We start from the raw sequence: 21,583 nt of genomic DNA, 5'->3' as shown, positions 1-21,583 counted from the left end.
CCTTGGGTGTTGTATGGTTAAGCCTCACGGGCAATTAGTACAGGTTAGCTCAATGCCTCGCAGCACTTACACACCCTGCCTATCAACGTCGTAGTCTACGACAACCCTTTAGGACACTTATAGTGCCAGGGAAAACTCATCTCAAGGCTCGCTTCCCGCTTAGATGCTTTCAGCGGTTATCGATTCCGAACTTAGCTACCGGGCAATGCCATTGGCATGACAACCCGAACACCAGAGGTTCGTCCACTCCGGTCCTCTCGTACTAGGAGCAGCCCCTTTCAATTTTCCAACGCCCACGGCAGATAGGGACCGAACTGTCTCACGACGTTCTAAACCCAGCTCGCGTACCACTTTAAATGGCGAACAGCCATACCCTTGGGACCGACTTCAGCCCCAGGATGTGATGAGCCGACATCGAGGTGCCAAACACCGCCGTCGATATGAACTCTTGGGCGGTATCAGCCTGTTATCCCCGGAGTACCTTTTATCCGTTGAGCGATGGCCCTTCCATTCAGAACCACCGGATCACTATGACCTGCTTTCGCACCTGCTCGAATTGTCATTCTCGCAGTCAAGCGGGCTTATGCCATTGCACTAACCACACGATGTCCAACCGTGTTTAGCCCACCTTCGTGCTCCTCCGTTACTCTTTGGGAGGAGACCGCCCCAGTCAAACTACCCACCAGGCACTGTCCGTAATCCCGATTCAGGGACCAACGTTAGAACATCAAAACTACAAGGGTGGTATTTCAAGGACGACTCCACCACATCTAGCGACGCGGTTTCATAGTCTCCCACCTATCCTACACATGTAGGTTCAATGTTCAGTGCCAAGCTGTAGTAAAGGTTCACGGGGTCTTTCCGTCTAGCCGCGGGTACACTGCATCTTCACAGCGATTTCAATTTCACTGAGTCTCGGGTGGAGACAGCGTGGCCATCATTACGCCATTCGTGCAGGTCGGAACTTACCCGACAAGGAATTTCGCTACCTTAGGACCGTTATAGTTACGGCCGCCGTTTACCGGGGCTTCGATCAAGAGCTTCGACCGAAGTCTAACCCCATCAATTAACCTTCCGGCACCGGGCAGGCGTCACACCGTATACGTCATCTTACGATTTTGCACAGTGCTGTGTTTTTAATAAACAGTTGCAGCCACCTGGTATCTGCGACTCTCGTCTGCTCCATCCGCAAGGGACTTCACTGATAAGAGCGTACCTTCTCCCGAAGTTACGGTACCATTTTGCCTAGTTCCTTCACCCGAGTTCTCTCAAGCGCCTTGGTATTCTCTACCCGACCACCTGTGTCGGTTTGGGGTACGATTCCTTACAATCTGAAGCTTAGAGGCTTTTCCTGGAAGCATGGCATCAATGACTTCACTACCGTAGTAGCTCGACATCGTATCTCAGCGTTAATGAAAGTCCGGATTTACCTAAACTTTCCGCCTACGTACTTGAACCTGGACAACCGTCGCCAGGCCCACCTAGCCTTCTCCGTCCCCCCATCGCAATTGTAAGAAGTACGGGAATATTAACCCGTTTCCCATCGACTACGCCTTTCGGCCTCGCCTTAGGAGTCGACTTACCCTGCCCCGATTAACGTTGGACAGGAACCCTTGGTCTTCCGGCGAGGGAGTTTTTCACTCCCTTTATCGTTACTCATGTCAGCATTCGCACTTCTGATACCTCCAGCAGCCCTTACAGACCACCTTCAACGGCTTACAGAACGCTCCCCTACCCCACATACCCTAAGGTACGTAGCCGCAGCTTCGGTGTATAGCTTAGCCCCGTTACATCTTCCGCGCAGGCCGACTCGACCAGTGAGCTATTACGCTTTCTTTAAATGATGGCTGCTTCTAAGCCAACATCCTGGCTGTCTGAGCCTTCCCACATCGTTTCCCACTTAGCTATACTTTGGGACCTTAGCTGGCGGTCTGGGTTGTTTCCCTCTCCACGACGGACGTTAGCACCCGCCGTGTGTCTCCCGGATAGTACTTACTGGTATTCGGAGTTTGCAAAGGGTTGGTAAGTCGGGATGACCCCCTAGCCTTAACAGTGCTCTACCCCCAGTAGTATTCGTCCGAGGCGCTACCTAAATAGCTTTCGGGGAGAACCAGCTATCTCCAGGTTTGATTGGCCTTTCACCCCTAGCCACAAGTCATCCGCTAATTTTTCAACATTAGTCGGTTCGGTCCTCCAGTTGATGTTACTCAACCTTCAACCTGCCCATGGCTAGATCACCTGGTTTCGGGTCTAATCCTAGCAACTGTACGCCCAGTTAAGACTCGGTTTCCCTACGGCTCCCCTAAACGGTTAACCTTGCTACTAAAATTAAGTCGCTGACCCATTATACAAAAGGTACGCAGTCACACCACGAAGGTGCTCCTACTGCTTGTACGTACACGGTTTCAGGTTCTATTTCACTCCCCTCACAGGGGTTCTTTTCGCCTTTCCCTCACGGTACTGGTTCACTATCGGTCAGTCAGTAGTATTTAGCCTTGGAGGATGGTCCCCCCATATTCAGACAGGATATCACGTGTCCCGCCCTACTCGTTTTCACTGATTATGAGATGTCGATTACGGGGCTATCACCCTTTATTGCGGCACTTTCCAGAGCCTTCATCTGTCTCATTAAAAGCTTAAGGGCTAATCCAATTTCGCTCGCCGCTACTTTCGGAATCTCGGTTGATTTCTCTTCCTCGGGGTACTTAGATGTTTCAGTTCCCCCGGTTTGCCTCCTGTTGCTATGTATTCACAACAGGATACTTGCTTATGCAAGTGGGTTTCCCCATTCAGGAATCCCAGACTCAAAAGGTTATTACTACCTAATCTGGGCTTATCGCAAGTTATTACGCCTTTCATCGCCTCTGACTGCCAAGGCATCCACCGTGTACGCTTAGTCACTTAACCATACAACCCGAAAGGGTCTTAGTGTATGGCAACTAACCAAGGTTTTTGGTTGTCATCAAGAAGGGTTAATTCTTGATAACTGTTTGCCGGACTCAATTGTGAATCAAACTAAAGTTTGATTCGAATACAAGACACTTGAATGTGTTTGTTGTGTTTATCTAATGAAAGATAAACATTGAGAACTTTTAAATTTGATTGAATTACTCGTAAGTAATCAATCAGTCAGCTTTCCAAATTGTTAAAGAGCATAAAGCAAAAAGCTTTAATCAATAACTTACGTTATTAATTAAAGCTCTGGCTTTAACTAAATCTAAACCATCAATCTGTGTGGACACTCATCGTGACTATCTTCGTATAAGGAGGTGATCCAGCCCCAGGTTCCCCTAGGGCTACCTTGTTACGACTTCACCCCAGTCATGAACCACAAAGTGGTGAGCGTCCTCCCCGAAAGGTTAAACTACCCACTTCTTTTGCAGCCCACTCCCATGGTGTGACGGGCGGTGTGTACAAGGCCCGGGAACGTATTCACCGTGACATTCTGATTCACGATTACTAGCGATTCCGACTTCATGGAGTCGAGTTGCAGACTCCAATCCGGACTACGACGCACTTTTTGGGATTCGCTCACTATCGCTAGCTTGCTGCCCTCTGTATGCGCCATTGTAGCACGTGTGTAGCCCTACTCGTAAGGGCCATGATGACTTGACGTCGTCCCCACCTTCCTCCGGTTTATCACCGGCAGTCTCCCTGGAGTTCCCGACATTACTCGCTGGCAAACAAGGATAAGGGTTGCGCTCGTTGCGGGACTTAACCCAACATTTCACAACACGAGCTGACGACAGCCATGCAGCACCTGTCTCAGAGCTCCCGAAGGCACACCTGCGTCTCCGCTGGCTTCTCTGGATGTCAAGAGTAGGTAAGGTTCTTCGCGTTGCATCGAATTAAACCACATGCTCCACCGCTTGTGCGGGCCCCCGTCAATTCATTTGAGTTTTAATCTTGCGACCGTACTCCCCAGGCGGTCTACTTAACGCGTTAGCTCCGAAAGCCACGGCTCAAGGCCACAACCTCCAAGTAGACATCGTTTACGGCGTGGACTACCAGGGTATCTAATCCTGTTTGCTCCCCACGCTTTCGCATCTGAGTGTCAGTGTCTGTCCAGGGGGCCGCCTTCGCCACTGGTATTCCTTCAGATCTCTACGCATTTCACCGCTACACCTGAAATTCTACCCCCCTCTACAGCACTCTAGTTCACCAGTTTCAAATGCAGTTCCGAGGTTGAGCCCCGGGCTTTCACATCTGACTTAATGAACCACCTGCATGCGCTTTACGCCCAGTAATTCCGATTAACGCTCGCACCCTCCGTATTACCGCGGCTGCTGGCACGGAGTTAGCCGGTGCTTCTTCTGTTGCTAACGTCAAGATGCGCAGCTATTAACTACACACCCTTCCTCACAACTGAAAGTACTTTACAACCCGAAGGCCTTCTTCATACACGCGGCATGGCTGCATCAGGCTTGCGCCCATTGTGCAATATTCCCCACTGCTGCCTCCCGTAGGAGTCTGGACCGTGTCTCAGTTCCAGTGTGGCTGATCATCCTCTCAGACCAGCTAGGGATCGTCGCCTTGGTGAGCCATTACCTCACCAACTAGCTAATCCCACCTAGGCATATCTTGACGCGAGAGGCCCGAAGGTCCCCCTCTTTGGCCCGTAGGCATTATGCGGTATTAGCCATCGTTTCCAATGGTTATCCCCCACATCAAGGCAATTTCCTAGGCATTACTCACCCGTCCGCCGCTCGACGCCCATTAACGCACCCGAAGGATTGTTAGTGTCGTTTCCGCTCGACTTGCATGTGTTAGGCCTGCCGCCAGCGTTCAATCTGAGCCATGATCAAACTCTTCAATTTAAGATTTTGTGACTCAACGAATACTGACTTCAAAACTAATATTTACCGAAGTAAACATGTAATTCTAAAGCTATTACCATTCCAATAGAATGGTAATGAATTGACTGTGCCAAATAACCGAAGTTATTCGTATTGGTCACTCAGTTCATTGAAATCAAGTTTGTTACCGAAGTAACTGTTATTACGCTCTTTCGAAAAAGAACCAATAACGTTTTGATATTCATCAACGAGTGCCCACACAGATTGATAGGTTTAAATTGTTAAAGAGCGCTAGCGTTTTGTGATTTGCATCTCAGTCGCTAGGGGTGCGTACTATACCTGCACCACTTAGAGAGTCAAGGGTTATTTTAAAACTCTTATTCTCTACCGATTTCGCTGTGTGACTTTCGTCTCACTCCTTGTCGGTGAGGCGGCATTATAGAGAGTTCGACATAGAGCACAAGAGCTTTTTCGAATAAAAGTTTTGTTCGCCTAAAAAGCCACCACATCCGCATTTTTCGAATAAAAACTAAACATTTGAGACGTATCACAGCAATACATTGGCAAAATGGAAGCCATGAACGTAAGATTCATGTGTCTATTTTGTTAATGGTAGATGCGTATATTTCGTTTATTAATATGTAGTATTCCGATATGAACTCAAAAAAATCGATGTTGTTAATTGTCGCGCTAGCTGTATTGGGCGGCATTGTTTTCTCTCAGGTAGATATATCGCCTGCAATTACCTTTATCCTTGGTGTCTTGGCTTCCGCTTTTGTTGTTAATTTTTCAAGCACCAACTCAAAATCAGAGTCAGAACCTAAGGCTTCAACAAAAACACTTTATGTGGGTAACCTTCCATACAAAGCGAATGAATCACATGTACGTGAATTGTTCTCTGAATATGGTGAAGTATTTGCTGTACGTCTAATGAAAGACAAGCGGACTGGTAAAAGAAGAGGTTTTGGATTTGTTGTTATGGCAAGTAATGATGTGAATCATGCTATTTCAGAACTTAACGATAAAGATTACATGCAACGTACTTTAAAAGTACGCGTTGCAAACGATCCTAAACATCCAGAAACGGACGAAGCTGAACTGAGCTAAACCCTAACTGCTTCAGCATACTATTTAGTGCACTTTCTTTTTTAGGAAGTGCACTACAAAAAGCCTCACGCACTCCCCCTTCTTCTGTACTGCTCTCTAAATCCAATAAACCTTGAACCCGCTTAGCAATAGCCTTACCTGAATCAATCAACACAACGTTTTTACCTAGTACTTGCTGAATCTCTGATTTGATCAGGGGAAAATGAGTGCACCCTAAAACAGCCACATCAATTGTGTTGATCATTGGTTGGAGGATTTGCTGCAGCTCTTCAAGGTTAATCGCCTCTCCTCGGAGTTTATCTTCGGCCATATCCACCAGCTGAGTAGAACCTAAAAGCTCAACTCTTTTATTACTAGAGAAGTTTTTTATGAGCTCGTGTGTGTATTCACGAGTAATCGTTGCGGGTGTTGCTATAAGACCAACGGCTTTATTGGCAAGTAGGGATGCAGGCTTGATTGCCGGAACAACCCCGACAATAGGGATTGGGTTATTAGCTCGAAGTGTAGGTAACACAATCGTACTTGCGGTATTACAGGCTATCACCACAATATCAATAGTGTGGCTAGCCACAAAACTGGCAACGATGCTTTGAACTCTGTGGATAAGGACTTGCTGATCGAGCTCACCGTATGGGTAAGCCTCGTTATCGAATACATAAGTATAGTTATGATTCGGTAGTAACTGGCTTATCTCCTTATATACAGATAGTCCACCCACTCCAGAATCAAAGACCAATATATTTTTTTGCAGACTATCCGACACGACGATTACCTATAATAAGTTTCGCTGCAATGATACTCCTTCGCTTAGTTTTCGCCAATCATCACTCTACATAATGCAAGCTTGATAACGTTGATGAACAAAGCGCTCACCTTGCTCTACATTTTCTAGCTCTATCTTAAGCTTACCTTTAAAGCATGGCGCTGACGTCACTAAGGTGTGGAACTCACCATCTTCGCCACATGGATCGACATGAATCGGTAAGCTGTCTATTAGGTCAAGCGTGTATTCTTTCCCGCAATAGCTCATATCTAATGCATCGTTATCGACCGTGACGAGAAAGGTTTCGATTCCTCTGTCTATTATTTCACTCGCAAGTGCCTGACTGCTCTCTCCCATTAGAGGGAACACACACTCCCAACCGGCAGGTTCTATATAGCTTCTTCGGTAATCAGCAATACCATTGCAAAACATGTCTCCAAACGCGACCGCATCGATTGATAGGCCAGAACCTTTAAGTGCCGAGACAATCGTACTTTGGTAAACCTCATTACTGGGGAAGACTTCCGGTAGCTCAATCATAATTAATGGTAAACCGATCAATCTAGCTTGCATTGCAACTACCTCAATAGGAGTTACTTGGAAAGGAACTTCATCTCCAACATATGTCGTATAGAGAGCAACAACTTCATGCTCGGTGCTTTCAAGTAGGCGCTCTAACGTTAACGTAGAGTCTTTACCTGACGACCAACTTATGACGACTTTCTTTTTCATTGATATATCCAATAAGAAAAAACCGCCCGAAGGCGGTTTGCATACCAGTTAGAACTGGTATGAAGCATTTAGGTAGTATGCTTGATCTTGCGTTTCATACTTATCCACCGTTTGGTATTGAGTATTAAACAAGTTTTCAACTTTAGCTCGTAGTTTCCATTGTTCGGTCAACTGGTAAGCTAGTGTAAAGTTCACGAGGCTATACGGTTCAAGTTCCACCGTATTTTTTGCATCGTCATAGCGTTTACCTTGATACTGATAGCTCAAATCACCACGCCAGTCATTGTGTTCATAGCTGACCAACCATTTCGCTGCAAAGTTTGCTCTACGAGACAGCTCTTTATCTTGAATGTCTTCTGGTTGACCATAACCAGCAACATTGATTTTGTTGTTATGGTCTAGGAAGTCTAGCGACACTGAGTGTGAAATCACGCCGGTCTCAAACTGCGAGCTTACTTCAATACCACGTATTGTCGCATCAGAATTCTTTAAAGCTTCACCTTTTGACTGATAACTTACCAAATTAGTAATTTTATTTGAATAACCTACAACGCGTATATCTGATACGTCAGAGAAGAACTCAAATCCAGCCTCAAAACTCAAAGACTCTTCTGGTTTCAAGTCACTCTTACCATAGCCAGGCCAGAATAAGTCATTGTATGTCGGAGCTCGAAAGGCAGTACCACCAGACGCAATCAAACGCCAATTCTGATTAACAAGATAACCAGTTCCTAGCTGCCATGTCGACTTTCCGCCATAGACTTCGTTGTCATCATGACGAACACTTGCTTCAATTTGCAGACCTGAATTGTCATAGAAAGCCGAAGCGAATACTGCATTATTCTTACGACTAGTACCGTCATATTTCTGGTAGCTATTGCTGCTCCAAATTTTGGAATCAGCCACGGTATCTTTGGTTAGATCTACGCCAGCATTAAGTGCAAAGCTCTCAGATAGCTGATAAGAGTTCAGCCAGTTAAGAGCATGGCGGTCAGTGATTAAGTGGCTACCCGGAACTTGACCGCCTTTATTGTTACTATCGTCGCGGTTAGTTGATACAGACAAAGATGAACGATACTTCTCACCATTATATGCAACAAGCGCTGCGTAGTTGAAAAGAATAGATTCTTGCTCATCAGCTGATAGCTTACCTGTTGAAAAGTCCTTATAACTTTCATATTCAGTCACGCCTTTATGATAGAAGCCCATCACTTTGGCAGACCACTCAGGTGAAAAGTTTGTCCCAACCTCAAGCGTTAAGTCTTGACGGCTATAGCCATCTTCATCAGGTTGAACCGGGCCAGTGCCTACGACATCAAAACCATCTGACGCTTCAGTGTTTACAGACATATTGATCCAAGAGTTCTGACCAACTTTAGAGCTCACACCAGCTGCGCCTTGGCGATAGTTGTCAGTACCAGCTCCAATTTGAACTGTACCTGAGTCAACATCAGCCCCTGATGAAGTAATAATGTTAATTACGCCACCTATTGCATCAGCACCATATACCGCAGCACGAGCACCTTTTACTAACTCGATACGTTCAACACCGCTTAGAGGAATAGCAGAGAAGTTCGCACTACCAGTTGTCGCACTACCAATTCTCACCCCGTTATAGAGGACAATGCTTTGATTCGAAGAGGTACCGCGGACAAAGACTGAACTGTTTTGTCCACGTCCGCCATTTTGCGTTACTTGCACACCAGGTAACAATGCTAAAGCTTCCGTTAGAGATTTGATTTGCAGATTATCAATTTGCTCTTTAGTCACAATGTCGACCGTTGCTGTAACTTGACCCACAGACTGCTCAAAACGGTTAGCCGTAACGACCATGGTTTCGTCAGCAGATGCTTCTTGTGCGTGTAAATTGGAGATAGGTGAAAGCAGCGATGCTACAGCAACCGCTAAAAGGGATTTGTTCATATTGTGATCCTAAATCGCGTAAAGTCCTACCAAGCCACATTATGTGGCTTGGCCGCTGGCAGGTATTCGGACTCAAGAGCACAACCTTTCGGTTACCTAATATTCGACTTCCCACAAAATGCTATTTGCAGTGTCTATGAATACTCGTTCTCTTTTACCGCTGCGCGTCAGTTCTGGATTCCCACCAGATTCCCTTTCAGCCATCTATACATCTAGATAGCACCAGCTTGCAAAGATGTTATTAAGCTATCTTTCTTTTGTCCAGTCAATATTCAAAATTTCCGTGCTACAAAACTTTAGTGATATTACATTGCTATTATTTACGAACGATCTTTTACTCATTGTTAGGACAACACTGGACATAGTGCTGAGATTGAATAAAATCTGCGCTCTTGATTTAAAAGCACGACAGCAAAAGGCATAACAATGGCGAATTTAGAAGTAAACCCGCAACGCTACCAAGAACAACTCGTAGAAAAGACTGAGCGTCTTACTGAAATGTTCTCAGAATATAATGTGCCTGAGTTGGAAGTGTATGAATCTCCAGAGCAACACTACCGCATGCGTGCTGAATTCCGTGTGTGGCATGAAGGTGACGATATGTATTACGTCATGTTCAATCAAGAGACTAAAGAAAAATACCGTGTCGACCAGTTCCCAGCGGCTAGCCGCCTGATCAACGATCTAATGCCTCTCTTAACGGATGCAATGAAAGACAACCATTCTCTGCGCCATAAGCTCTTCCAAGTCGATTTCCTTTCGACTTTAAGTGGTGAGATTTTGGTGTCACTGCTTTACCACCGCCAATTGGGTGAACAGTGGATTCAAGATGCTAAAGCACTTAAGCAGCAATTAAACGATGAAGGTTTTAACCTAAACCTGATCGGCCGTGCGCGTAAGATGAAAATCGTACTGGACCGCGACTACGTTATTGAAAAGCTAGATGTGAATGGTGATAGCTACATCTACCAGCAAGTTGAGAACAGCTTTACCCAACCAAACGGTAAAGTAGCAGAAAAAATGTTGGAGTGGGCAGTCGACTGTACTCAAGACAGCAAAGGCGACTTGCTTGAACTTTACTGTGGTAACGGTAACTTCTCACTAGCACTGGCACAGAACTTCGAACGTGTACTGGCAACAGAACTAGCGAAGCCGTCAGTAGAATCTGCGCAATACAACATCGCAGCCAACAAGATTGAAAATGTTCAGATCATCCGCATGTCTGCGGAAGATTTTACCGTAGCAATGGAAGGCAAGCGTGAATTCCGTCGCCTACAACAAGCAAACATCGATCTGAAGAGTTACAACTGCAACACTATTTTTGTTGATCCACCACGTTCAGGTATGGATGTGGATACTTGTAAGATGGTTCAAGGTTACGAGCGCATCATGTACATCTCTTGTAACCCTGAAACTTTGAAAGAGAACCTAGATATTCTAAGCGAAACGCACGATATCACTCGTTTTGCTCTATTTGACCAGTTCCCTTACACGCACCATATGGAAGCCGGTGTATTCCTAGAGCGTAAAGCGTAAGCCTCGCTCTCTAGATCAACGTTGAAGCTAAACAGCAGATACAAAAAAACGAGCCAATTGGCTCGTTTTTTTATTTATACGTTGGTTTAAGCGGTTTTACCGATAAAGCCTAGCTTCTTACCTACCCAAGCGAGCAGTAGCATCGCGACGATAATCGCAAAGAAATTTGACCCGGCATCAGGGTGCTGTGCTTTCACAAAAGCCGAGTGGCCAAATGCACCTACAAAGAAGCAAGCTAAACCCACTAACGGAATATCTTCAGATACTGGATTTGTTAGGTATTCTTGGTATAGCGCTTGTACAGCCAACACTAAAGCAATCAGCGGGAAAATAGAGAAGCCCACTTCGCTCATTGTTACCCAAGATAACAGTGCATCACCACATACACCTGCTACAACAGCAAGTACGAGTGTCTTTTTTTCAGAACCACGGTTTACAGTATTATTTTCATTCGACATTATTCAATCCCGCCTTTTAATCGGTTACGTTCACGTTCTTTACGATACCAAAAAGCTCCTTTGGCCATCATTCGCAATTGCATGATCAAACGCTCAGCCAATTCATCTCGCTGACGTCGATCTAAATCTAATGCTTCTGCCCCTGAGTTAAAAACTAAGATGACGGAGGCTTCCGCTTGAGTAAAAGCTTCGTCTCTTGTCATTCCTGTTGTGATTAAATATTCGGTTAACTCAGCAGAGAAGTGCTGTATCTCACGAGCTACCGCGGCACGAAACTCAAATGAGGTTCCTGAGCGCTCCCGCAATAACAGTCTGAATACGTTTGGACTGCTTTCAATGAATTCCATAAAGGTTTCAACCGATGTGCGAATCACGCTGCCTTCTTTTACTATGCGTTGCCTAGCTTGACGCATCAACTGACGCAACAATAAGCCACCTTCATCAACCATAGTTAAGCCAAGCTCATCCATGTCTTTGAAGTGGCGATAAAAGGAAGTCGGAGCTATTCCAGCCTCACGAGCGACTTCTCTCAAGCTTAGATTAGAAAAACTACGATCGGCACTGAGTTGGCTAAATGCCGCATCGATTAAGCTACGACGAGTCTTTTCTTTTTGCTGTGCGCGAATGCCCATTGGTTTCATACTTTATCAACATCTTCTTTTACAGCCTAAACAGGCATGTCTAATACTCTATCCAATATAACGCGAATCACTTACTTATATAAGGCACTCTGGTTATATAAGACACTAAACACACCTCTTTGTTCACGTATCAAAGTAAATACGTTCAAAGAAAACATTTCAATATCCGCACCGTCATTTGGAGACATACGACATACCAAATATTATTTTTTCAGTAGCATGACGTGATCTCACCGACTCTCTGATGCCCTTTTCATGTACCCAAGAACAGAATCAGTTAAAATCTCGCTAAAGCAATGTTAATCAAATATAACAAGGAAGATATCTATGCCACACTCCAACCACTTTGATGTAATCGTAATTGGTAGTGGCCCCGGAGGAGAAGGGGCAGCGATGGGGTTAACCAAAGCAGGGTTGAACGTTGCAATCATTGAAAAAGAGAGCAGCGTTGGTGGTGGTTGTACCCACTGGGGGACCATTCCTTCCAAAGCACTGCGTCATGCCGTAAGCCGTATAATTGAATTCAACAGTAACCCTCTGTTTTGTCAGAACAACAAAAGTATCCACTCAACATTTTCCAATATTCTGGGGCATGCTAAATCGGTCATAGACAAACAGACTCGACTACGCCAAGGTTTCTACGATCGCAACCAATGCACGTTAGTCTTCGGTACTGCACGTTTTATCGACACCCACACCATATCTGTAATGCAAAGTGACGGCACTGAAGAACATTACAGTGCAGACAAATTTGTTATCGCGACAGGTTCTCGTCCTTATCAACCAGACAATGTCGACTTCCTGCATGAACGTGTCTACGACAGCGATTCGATTCTTTCTCTGAAACACGACCCTCAGCACATCATCATCTATGGTGCTGGTGTTATCGGCTGTGAATATGCCTCTATATTTCGCGGTTTAGGCGTTAAAACCGATCTCATTAATACTCGCGATCGCCTGTTGTCCTTCTTAGATAACGAAACCTCAGATGCACTTTCTTACCACTTCTGGAACAGTGGTGTTGTTATTCGTAACGATGAGACCTTTGAGAAAATTGAAGGCACTGATGACGGCGTAATCATTCACCTAGAGTCAGGTAAGAAAATGCGTGCCGACTGTCTACTGTATGCCAATGGCCGAACGGGTAATACTGACAAGCTGAACCTTGGTGCGGTTGGCTTAGAAGCGGACTCTCGTGGACAAGTATCAGTCAACAGCAACTACCAAACCAGTGTTGAACATGTTTACGCTGTCGGTGATGTAATTGGGTATCCTAGCCTAGCAAGTGCTGCTTATGATCAAGGTCGATTCGTGGCTCAAGCCGTGGTGAAAGGTGAAGCCGAACGACACCTTATCGAAGACATTCCAACAGGCATCTACACCATCCCAGAGATCAGCTCTGTTGGTAAAACCGAGCAAGAGCTTACCGCAGCTAAAGTTCCGTATGAAGTGGGACGTTCTTCATTCAAGCACTTAGCTCGTGCTCAAATCGCAGGTAAAGATATTGGTAGCTTGAAGATACTCTTCCATCGTGAGACCAAAGAGATTTTGGGCATTCACGTGTTTGGTGAACGTGCTGCTGAAATCATTCATATCGGCCAAGCGATCATGGAACAGAAAGGTGAAGCCAACACCATCGAGTACTTTGTGAATACCACATTTAACTACCCAACGATGGCCGAAGCGTATCGCGTAGCAGCGCTTAACGGACTTAACCGTTTGTTCTAAACAAAGAACCAACAGAACTATTTGACCACCTGTAGGCCAAATACATAAACAGTAAGCCATGAGCTTGCTGTTTTCATTTAAACTACTGAATTATATATCTATGCGAGTAATTAGAACATGATAGTCTAAATACCTTTTTATCTGCACAGCTTCTATTTATCGCTCCCTGAACTAAGCTATGCAAACTAAGCGAGAAACTCACCCTTCTTCCACTGAGAAACAAACAACACACCAAGACCAATGCCACGCATCGCCATAAAGCTCAACATTGCTAGCCACAGCGCATGATTCTCTAAACCTGATGCTAAGTAGAAAATTACGAAGAAACTGCAGGTAGCCACAAACATACTATTACGCATATCTTTGCCCTTGGTTGCGCCCACGAAGATACCGTCCAGCAAGAAGCACCACATAGAAATGAGCGGCATCGCAATCAACCACGGTAGGTAAACTTCAGCCTGAGTCTTCACTTCTGGGATGGTGGTGATCATATTAATCAAGCTAGACCCAACAATCGCGAACGCTATGGTCAGTACCAAACAAATATTGAAGCTCCAGAAGAAAGTGCCAATCAAAGACTGATTTAACTCTTCTTTATCTCTCGCGCCAATCGCCTTTCCGACCATAGCTTCCATTGCATAAGCAAAACCATCCATCCCATAAGAGATGATCATCAAGAAACTCATCAACACTGCATTGGCTGCCACAACATCATCGCCAAAGCTTGCACCTTGGAAGGTCATGAAAGTGAAAGTCGCTTGTAGGCATAGTGAACGAAGGAAGATATCGCGATTCAGTTTTACGAAACGACTCAAACCTTGGCTGGTTTTCTTAAGCAGATCCCATGGCGATGGTAACTGCTTTCTCAACCAGATTCGGTAAATACAAATCAGGCCAAATGTTAGACCGGCATAATCAGCCATTACAGATGCCAATGCTGCACCTTCGACTTGCCATTCTAAACCGATAACAAAAACGATATCCAAAACGATATTGGTGACATTGGTGATGATCACCATCCACATTGGCGCTTTGGCATTTTGAGTCCCGAGTAGCCAACCTAAAATTACAAAGTTAGTCAGCGCAGCAGGTGCACTCCAAGCGCGGATAGAGAAGTACTGTAGGCCATAATGTTTGACTTGCTCACTGGCACTGCTCAATGAGAAAACCGCATCCGCAACAAAGCTGTGCAATAGTAAAAATACACCTGCAAAGCCTAAAGCCATGGTCACGCCTTGCACGAAAACCAAGCCAAGCTGCTTGCCATCGTCCGCACCATAAGATTGTGCGGCTAGCCCAGTCGTCGACATGCGTAAGAAACCGAGCAGCCAAAAGGTCACGTTGATCATTGTGCCACCCAGCGCCACACCACCTAAATACCAAGAATGTTCCAGATGACCGATAACCGCAGCATCGACTAAGCCCAACAGTGGAACCGTAATATTGGAAAGAACCATAGGGATCGCGAGCAACAGCACTTTTTTGTGCATCGCCTGATTGGATAAAATTTGAAAAATGGTTTGGGGATTAAATAACTTCACGATCACCTCTGAGATTAGAGGCGATAGTTTAACCTAGTGAGTGGGCTTTCACTATGTTGTGGAATTTTACTTATAGCGGCTATGTACTCAGCTATTCGAAATACAGAGTCTCTAGAATTACCATTTAACGAGTACTAATTGCGGCGTTAAACGCTTTTTTACCTGAGAGATCTTACAAAGGAGTCGTTGCCACAACTTCCAACGATTACACTGCTGGTCAAGTGGAGAAAACGCTTTTACCCATTGTGCCCATGGCAACCAATTGAGGACGCTGTCTATCGGAGAAGATAAGCCATGTGCGTATTTTCCAGAACCGAGCTTTTGCCCCAGAGCACTAGAGCTTTTATCTCCAGCTAACACTAAACACGCATGTGCGTGGGTAAAATAACGGCTCAAAGACTGAATAAAGTTCGCCGTCTGCTGTTCATTGCAATCCAGTAGAGCATGTTCACACACCACCATCACCGAAGCTTGTTCTGGAATATTAAGTTCATCCAACCAAGTCAGGTCATCCACCGAACCACACTCTAAACGGTAGCGTTCATTCTTGTGGAACAGGCGTTGTCTCCAAACTAGATTCTCGGTTACATCCAATTCAACCCAGTGACAACGGCCGTTATCTAAACGGTAGAAACGGGTATCGAGGCCTGCCCCAACATTGATAATCCAAGCATCTGGGTTGTGAGATAGAAATTGTTGAACTTGAGCGTCACAAAGTTGAGTCAGTGTTGCGTAGAGAAGTTGTTGCTGATCGAGTTCGCCAGTCAGACATTCAGGTGCGAGTTGGCAACGCTTGCAAGCTTGCGCTGCGATAGGGTCATAAACGAGACCATCATCGGCTAAGCTTTCTCGACTGCGAAACCAAAGGTGTTGAACAAGATTGGTCGGGACTTGGAATTCTTGATGTGCCGACCCTTGATCAGAAGAAGCCTTTTGAACAGAAGATCGCGGCTTAGGAATAAGCGGCTTCATTTGAGGTTTGGTTGGATTTGGCATCATCATCTTCCTTGTATCTCGACAAAGAAGATGATAATGAATATCAATTACAATAACAAGTTATTGAGAGTAAATATCAACAAGCTGTTTGCACTGACTACATCCAGTCGGTGTTACGAATAATACCAACCGCAAGTCCTTCAATAGACAAGTGTTGAGATTCTAGATCGACATGGATAGGAGAAAACTCTTCATTTTCAGCGTGTAACAGTACCGTTGAACCTTTACGTTCTAGGCGTTTTACCGTTACATCATCATCGACACGAGCCACGACAACTTGTCCATCACGCACGTCTTGTGTTTTATGCACGGCCAGTAAATCGCCATCCATAATACCGATGTCTTTCATACTTTCGCCATTTACGCGAAGTAAGAAGTCAGCTTGTGGCTTAAACATACCTGGGTCAACTTGGTAATGCATTTCTACATGCTCTTGAGCCAAAATAGGCTCGCCAGCGGCAACTTGACCAATCAAGGGTAAACCTTGCTCTTCGTTCGCTGCATCTTCTAGCAAAATACGAATACCGCGAGACGCACCCGGGATAATCTCAATCGCTTCTTTACGAGCAAGAGCTTTCAAATGTTCTTCTGCTGCATTTGCAGAGCGGAAGCCAAGTTCACGTGCGATTTCTGCACGAGTCGGTGGCATACCGCAATCTTCGATCTTACTTTTGATAAGGTCAAAAACTTGTTGCTGGCGGGGCGTTAACGGCTTCATGATTCACCTGTCTTTTTATACAGTTGACTGTGAGTATATCCAGTAACTGAACAAAAGCAAAGCAATTGGTTGTTTTTAGTTCATTTTTAGCGAATTACAAAAATAAGATCTCTAACCACACGTAACCAGCTAATACTAAACAGATAAAAACGGCAGCTGAGCCAACATCTTTCGCCATCCCAGAAAGCTCATGATGTTCGCTACCTATTCGGTCAACGACCGCTTCAATCGCGGTATTGATCAACTCGACAACCATCACCAACACGACTGCTGAAATCATCAAGATTCGCTCAACTTGGTTTACATCTAAGTAGAACGCCAACGGAATAAGCACTGCGGCCATGAAGACTTCTTGTCGAAATGCAGCCTCGTTTTTAAACGAGCTCGTGATACCTTGCCATGAAAAGCCCGCCGCTTTGATGATACGTTTGAATCCGGTGTTTGATTTTTTGGTCATTTTTAACCCTATACTCAATCAGTCGATGAATGATTTTCCACAAACTTAACGGCAATATGACTATTTCCATTAAAAGGTTAGACCAGTTTCTGGTATTCTTGCATCGATTAAATTTACGCCTAGGCTTATCCCTATTTCACTCATAGGATTTATCCTTTCATTATAGAAATAGAGATACGCTTGAGCACATTGAAATAACTATTGAGGCAGTGAACCTATATGTCTTCTGGACAATCTTTTTCACGTTCATTAATGAAGCTACCTTTATCCCTATTGGTAAAGAGCACATCAATCCCTTCAAACCCTGTAGAGGATTTGAACATTGATTTGAGCAAACCGATTGTATACGCCTTACCGTTTCGCTCAAGTGTAGACATTCTTACATTGCAAAAACATGCACTTGAACTAGGGTTACCTGATCCGTTGAGCAAACTTGAAATCAATGGCAAATCACTGCAACGCTACGTTTTTATCTCTTCTCGCAAAACTCTACTGCAAGACGATGATTATGTACCAAGCTCATCAATTGAAGTCTTCTCTGAACTGCTGTCACTGCATGCAGAAGACTCTGAGCTCGACGTTCAAGTTATCCCTGCCACCGTATTGTGGGGTCGAAAGCCTGGTAAAGAGAATAACCAGAAGCCTTACCTACAAGCAATGAACGGCTTAGAGAAATCGAAAGCTGTATTGCTAGCAGGTCGTGACTGTCTGGTTCGCTTTAGCCCAGTGGTATCTCTACGATACATGGCTAACTCACACGGCACCGACAGCACCATCGCGCATAAACTGGCGCGCGTGGCACGCATTCACTTCTCTCGTCAAAAGCTTGCAGCATCGGGCCCAAATCTACCAAGCCGCCAAGCTCTGTTCGACCGCCTGCTAAAGTCAGAAGCAATCAAAAAGGCGATAGAAGATGAAGCTGAATCAAAAAATATTTCCATAGAGAAAGCGAGCAAAGAAGCTCAAGACATCATGGATGAGATCGCAGCTAACTTCTCTTACTCGCTGATTAAACGCGGTGAGAAGATTCTTGGTTGGTTGTGGAATAAGTTGTACCAAGGCCTGCATATTAGCAACGCTTCAACCGTTCGTAAGCTGGCTCAAGATGGTCACGAGATCGTTTATGTACCTTGTCATCGTAGTCACATGGATTACTTACTACTTTCTTATGTGCTTTATCATGAAGGCATGGTGCCTCCGCACATCGCAGCAGGTATCAACCTGAACTTCTTCCCTGCCGGTCCTATTTTCCGTCACGGCGGTGCGTTCTTTATTCGTCGTAGCTTCAAAGGCAACAAGTTGTACTCGACTATTTTTCGCGAATACCTAGCGGAATTATTCGCTAAGGGTTACTCGGTAGAATACTTCAGTGAAGGTGGTCGCTCTCGTACAGGTCGTCTATTGCAGGCGAAAACCGGCATGCTAGCGATGACAATCCAAGCCATGCTGCGCGGCATGAACCGTCCGGTGACTTTGGTTCCTGTATACATCGGCTATGAGCACGTAATGGAAGTCGCGACCTACGCGAAAGAACTTCGTGGTAAGCGTAAAGAGAAAGAAAACGCGAGCCTAGTGATTCGTACGATTCGTAAGCTGCGTAACTTTGGTAAAGGCTACGTGAACTTCGGTGAGCCAATTCAGCTTAACCAATATCTGAACGAACATGCTCCTGAGTGGACTAAAGATATCGACCCAATGGGAACCAGCAAACCACAATGGATGAACCCGGTGGTTAATGACTTGGCAACCAAAATGATGACGCACATTAACGATGCGGCAGCGACCAATGCCCTGACTCTTTGTGCAACGGCGCTATTGGCTTCTCGACAGCGCGCATTGTCTCGTGACTCTTTGGTTTCTCAGATCAACTGCTACCTGTCTTTACTTAAGAATGTGCCTTATTCAGGTACATTCACAGTGCCTAAAGACAGCGCTGAAGACTTAGTAAAACACGCAGAGTCATTGAACAAGTTCTTAATTGAATCAGACACTATGGGCGACATCATTTCGCTTGATCGTCACCAATCGATTCTGATGACCTACTATCGTAATAACATCATTCACTTGTTTGCATTGCCATCATTGATCGCTCAGATGACCATTCGTCAGCACGGTTTATCAATCGACGCTATTCAAGAAAATGTTGCAGCTATCTACCCATTCTTAAAGAAAGAGTTATTTTTAAGCTACGACGAAGATCAGCTTGAAAGCGTGGTTGCGAACATCATTGATGAGCTAGTCGGTCAAGGTATGCTTGTTGTGTCGAACAACCAAGTAACGATCAACCAGTCAAACAGCCAAGCACTGATGCTACTAGGCCGTACGATTTCAGAAACGCTCCAGCGCTACTCAATTGCTCTGAACCTATTGGCAGAGAATCCTGATCTAGATAAGTCAGACCTTGAGCAGAAGAGCCAAGACATCGCACAGCGACTGGGTCGCCTACAAGGTATCAACGCACCGGAGTTCTTCGATAAAGGCGTGTTTGCGTCGATGTTCGCAACTCTGAAACAGCAGCAATATCTGGATAACGATGGTAACTGTGATTTAGAAAAGACTCAGCAATTCGCTAAACTTCTCTACTCAATGCTTTACCCTGAAGTACGTTTGACGATTCAAGAGAGTATCCACCAAGCAGAATAATCTCTTGGTTAGCATTCACTTTAATCACTAGACTGAATACGATCAAAAAAGGCACCCAATGGGCTGTCTCTTATACACAAATCCCTAAGCCACGCTTAGGGATTTTTTTTGAACTATTTTTAGGTTTCATGATCTGATCATCTAAGCAATGACAAGGATGATTATCATGACCTATATAGAGCCTACCCTTTGGGCACAAAAACAGTTCGGTCAAGCCCACCTTAATGACCCTAGACGCACTCAAAGACTCGTTGCTCTCGCAGCCTCACTGGCCGAGCAACCTGGTGTACCCGTCTCGAAACTCATTATCTCCCCTGCTGAAATGGAAGGGGCTTATCGCTTCATCCGTAATGAGCAAATCAAAGCAGAAGATATCGCAGAAGCGGGTTTTTATGTCACCGCACAAGAAGCATTAGAGCAACAAACACTTCTTGCCTTAGAAGACACCACTTCTCTCAGTTACTCCCATCGTAGCATTCGAGATGAACTCGGGCATTCCAATCAAGGCAATCGACATCGCGCCATGTTCGTACACTCAACCTTACTTTTTGCTCCCGATACTCAATCTGTTATTGGTTTAATTGAACAACAGCGCTGGACTCGTGATATAGAAAAGCGAGGTCAAAGGCACCAGCATGCGACTCGACCATACAAAGAGAAAGAAAGTTATAAGTGGGAACAAGCCTCTCGCCATGTCGCTGAGCGACTTGGCGATAAAATTTCGGATGTCATTTCTGTGTGTGATAGAGAAGCAGACCTATTTGAATACCTCACTTACAAGCGAGAGCAACAACAGAGATTCCTCGTTCGCTCAATGCAAAGCCGCTGTATTGAAGAGCATGATAATCGTCTTTATAGCTATGCCTCTACCCTGTTATCAGCCGGAGAGAAAGTGCTCGAAATACCGCAAAAAGGCGGTCGTAAAGCTCGCAAGGCTCATTTAGATATCAAATATGCCCCCGTGACACTCAAGTCTCCTGCTAACAAGAAAGAGTTCGATAACATTCCGCTTTACTACGTGGGATGTATAGAACAAGGAGAGAGTGATAATAAGCTCGCATGGCACTTACTGACTTCAGAGCCGATAACGAGCAAGGAAGAGGCACTCAAAATCGTCAGTTATTATGAGCGGCGCTGGCTAATAGAAGATTTTCATAAAGTCTGGAAAAGTGAAGGGACTGAAGTTGAGCAACTGAGAATGCAAAGTAAGGATAACTTAGAAAGGCTCAGCGTCGTTTTGGCTTTTATCGCGACTCGGTTACTCCAGTTGAGGTTTATGAATGAATCAGACGAGTTATCTAAGACCAGTTGTGAGCAGGTATTAAAAGGCAAAGCGTGGAAGTTAATGTGGCTCAAGTTGGAGAGTAAAAAACTACCGAAAGAAGCGCCTAATATATCATGGGCTTACAACGGTATTGCTCGGTTAGGTGGTTGGAAGAATACCAAGCGAACAGGTCGCGCTTCTATAAAGACGTTATGGCAAGGATGGTTTAGGTTACAAACCATCCTTGAAGGGTATGAACTCGCTAAGTCTCTTGATTAAC

14 protein-coding genes, 2 rRNA genes and 1 riboswitch are annotated in these 21,583 nt (G+C 45.1%); of the genes, 5 read left to right on the top strand and 11 right to left on the bottom strand.

Going from position 1 to position 21,583, the window contains the following annotated elements:
- Window positions 1-13 precede the first annotated feature (13 nt).
- Window positions 14-2,907 (bottom strand): 23S ribosomal RNA (locus OCV44_RS00665).
- Window positions 2,908-3,262: 355 nt separating this feature from the next.
- Window positions 3,263-4,817 (bottom strand): 16S ribosomal RNA (locus OCV44_RS00660).
- Together the 16S and 23S rRNA genes form the textbook arrangement of a ribosomal RNA operon.
- A gap of 633 nt (window positions 4,818-5,450) precedes the next feature.
- On the opposite strand from OCV44_RS00660, the gene OCV44_RS00655 reads away from it, so the two are divergent.
- Window positions 5,451-5,903 carry an RNA recognition motif domain-containing protein gene (locus tag OCV44_RS00655; protein WP_009848258.1) on the top strand — a complete coding sequence of 151 codons (453 nt, stop codon included), beginning with the start codon at window positions 5,451-5,453 and terminating at the stop codon, window positions 5,901-5,903.
- On the opposite strand, the gene murI is transcribed toward OCV44_RS00655, so the two are convergent.
- Genes murI through OCV44_RS00640 form a run of 3 tightly spaced genes read right to left on the bottom strand, consistent with a single transcriptional unit; the run spans window position 5,866 to window position 9,321 of the window.
- A complete protein-coding gene (murI, locus tag OCV44_RS00650; protein ID WP_211349782.1) occupies window positions 5,866-6,672 on the bottom strand; it encodes a glutamate racemase in 807 nt (268 codons plus the stop codon). The genes OCV44_RS00655 and murI overlap by 38 nt on opposite strands.
- A gap of 60 nt (window positions 6,673-6,732) precedes the next feature.
- Window positions 6,733-7,398 (bottom strand): adenine nucleotide alpha hydrolase, encoded by a 666-nt coding sequence (locus tag OCV44_RS00645; RefSeq protein ID WP_139686119.1) that lies wholly within the window; start codon window positions 7,396-7,398, stop codon window positions 6,733-6,735.
- 48 nt (window positions 7,399-7,446) lie between these two features.
- Window positions 7,447-9,321, bottom strand: coding sequence for a TonB-dependent receptor domain-containing protein (locus OCV44_RS00640; RefSeq protein WP_139686118.1), 1,875 nt, complete (start codon window positions 9,319-9,321; stop codon window positions 7,447-7,449).
- Between the two features lie 40 nt (window positions 9,322-9,361).
- A riboswitch (cobalamin riboswitch) is annotated at window positions 9,362-9,563 on the bottom strand.
- 184 nt (window positions 9,564-9,747) lie between these two features.
- On the opposite strand from OCV44_RS00640, the gene trmA reads away from it, so the two are divergent.
- Window positions 9,748-10,857: a tRNA (uridine(54)-C5)-methyltransferase TrmA gene (gene trmA, locus OCV44_RS00635; protein WP_139686117.1), complete on the top strand. Its 1,110-nt coding sequence runs from the start codon at window positions 9,748-9,750 to the stop codon at window positions 10,855-10,857.
- Between the two features lie 86 nt (window positions 10,858-10,943).
- On the opposite strand, the gene OCV44_RS00630 is transcribed toward trmA, so the two are convergent.
- Together OCV44_RS00630 and fabR are read right to left on the bottom strand one after the other, a co-directional pair.
- Entirely contained in the window at window positions 10,944-11,315 is a 372-nt protein-coding gene (locus OCV44_RS00630; protein WP_139686116.1) for a YijD family membrane protein, read from the bottom strand.
- Window positions 11,315-11,956 carry an HTH-type transcriptional repressor FabR gene (gene fabR / locus OCV44_RS00625; protein WP_010438693.1) on the bottom strand — a complete coding sequence of 214 codons (642 nt, stop codon included), beginning with the start codon at window positions 11,954-11,956 and terminating at the stop codon, window positions 11,315-11,317. Before fabR ends, OCV44_RS00630 begins: the two co-directional genes overlap by 1 nt.
- 327 nt (window positions 11,957-12,283) lie before the next feature.
- Here fabR and sthA point away from each other — a divergent pair, with 327 nt between their 5' ends.
- Window positions 12,284-13,684 carry a Si-specific NAD(P)(+) transhydrogenase gene (gene sthA, locus OCV44_RS00620; protein WP_086048554.1) on the top strand — a complete coding sequence of 467 codons (1,401 nt, stop codon included), beginning with the start codon at window positions 12,284-12,286 and terminating at the stop codon, window positions 13,682-13,684.
- Window positions 13,685-13,869: 185 nt separating this feature from the next.
- Here the strand turns inward: sthA and dinF are convergent, their stop codons facing one another.
- The 4 genes from dinF to OCV44_RS00600 all read right to left on the bottom strand — a co-directional run bounded on the left by dinF (window position 13,870) and on the right by OCV44_RS00600 (window position 17,396).
- Window positions 13,870-15,225, bottom strand: a complete 1,356-nt coding sequence (gene dinF, locus OCV44_RS00615) for an MATE family efflux transporter DinF (protein ID WP_211349781.1) — start codon at window positions 15,223-15,225, stop codon at window positions 13,870-13,872.
- A 117-nt stretch (window positions 15,226-15,342) separates the two neighbouring features.
- On the bottom strand, window positions 15,343-16,221 hold the full coding sequence (locus OCV44_RS00610; protein WP_139686115.1) for a class I SAM-dependent methyltransferase: 879 nt from the start codon (window positions 16,219-16,221) through the stop codon (window positions 15,343-15,345).
- 97 nt (window positions 16,222-16,318) lie between these two features.
- Window positions 16,319-16,939 carry a transcriptional repressor LexA gene (gene lexA / locus OCV44_RS00605; RefSeq protein ID WP_009848249.1) on the bottom strand — a complete coding sequence of 207 codons (621 nt, stop codon included), beginning with the start codon at window positions 16,937-16,939 and terminating at the stop codon, window positions 16,319-16,321.
- Window positions 16,940-17,033: 94 nt separating this feature from the next.
- On the bottom strand, window positions 17,034-17,396 hold the full coding sequence (locus OCV44_RS00600) for a diacylglycerol kinase (RefSeq protein WP_139686114.1): 363 nt from the start codon (window positions 17,394-17,396) through the stop codon (window positions 17,034-17,036).
- 219 nt (window positions 17,397-17,615) lie between these two features.
- Here OCV44_RS00600 and plsB point away from each other — a divergent pair, with 219 nt between their 5' ends.
- The gene (plsB, locus tag OCV44_RS00595) at window positions 17,616-20,039 is read left to right on the top strand and encodes a glycerol-3-phosphate 1-O-acyltransferase PlsB (protein ID WP_009848247.1); all 2,424 of its coding nucleotides are present in this window, start codon (window positions 17,616-17,618) and stop codon (window positions 20,037-20,039) included.
- A 166-nt stretch (window positions 20,040-20,205) separates the two neighbouring features.
- A complete protein-coding gene (locus OCV44_RS00590; RefSeq protein WP_261900921.1) occupies window positions 20,206-21,582 on the top strand; it encodes an IS4 family transposase in 1,377 nt (458 codons plus the stop codon).
- The last annotated feature ends 1 nt before the right edge of the window (window position 21,583 follow it).

Source organism: Vibrio tasmaniensis (assembly GCF_024347635.1).
GTDB classification, from domain to species: Bacteria; Pseudomonadota; Gammaproteobacteria; order Enterobacterales; family Vibrionaceae; genus Vibrio; species Vibrio tasmaniensis.
The sequence above is the reverse complement of the archived record's forward strand: the minus strand, read 5'-3'. Positions and strand labels throughout refer to the sequence as shown.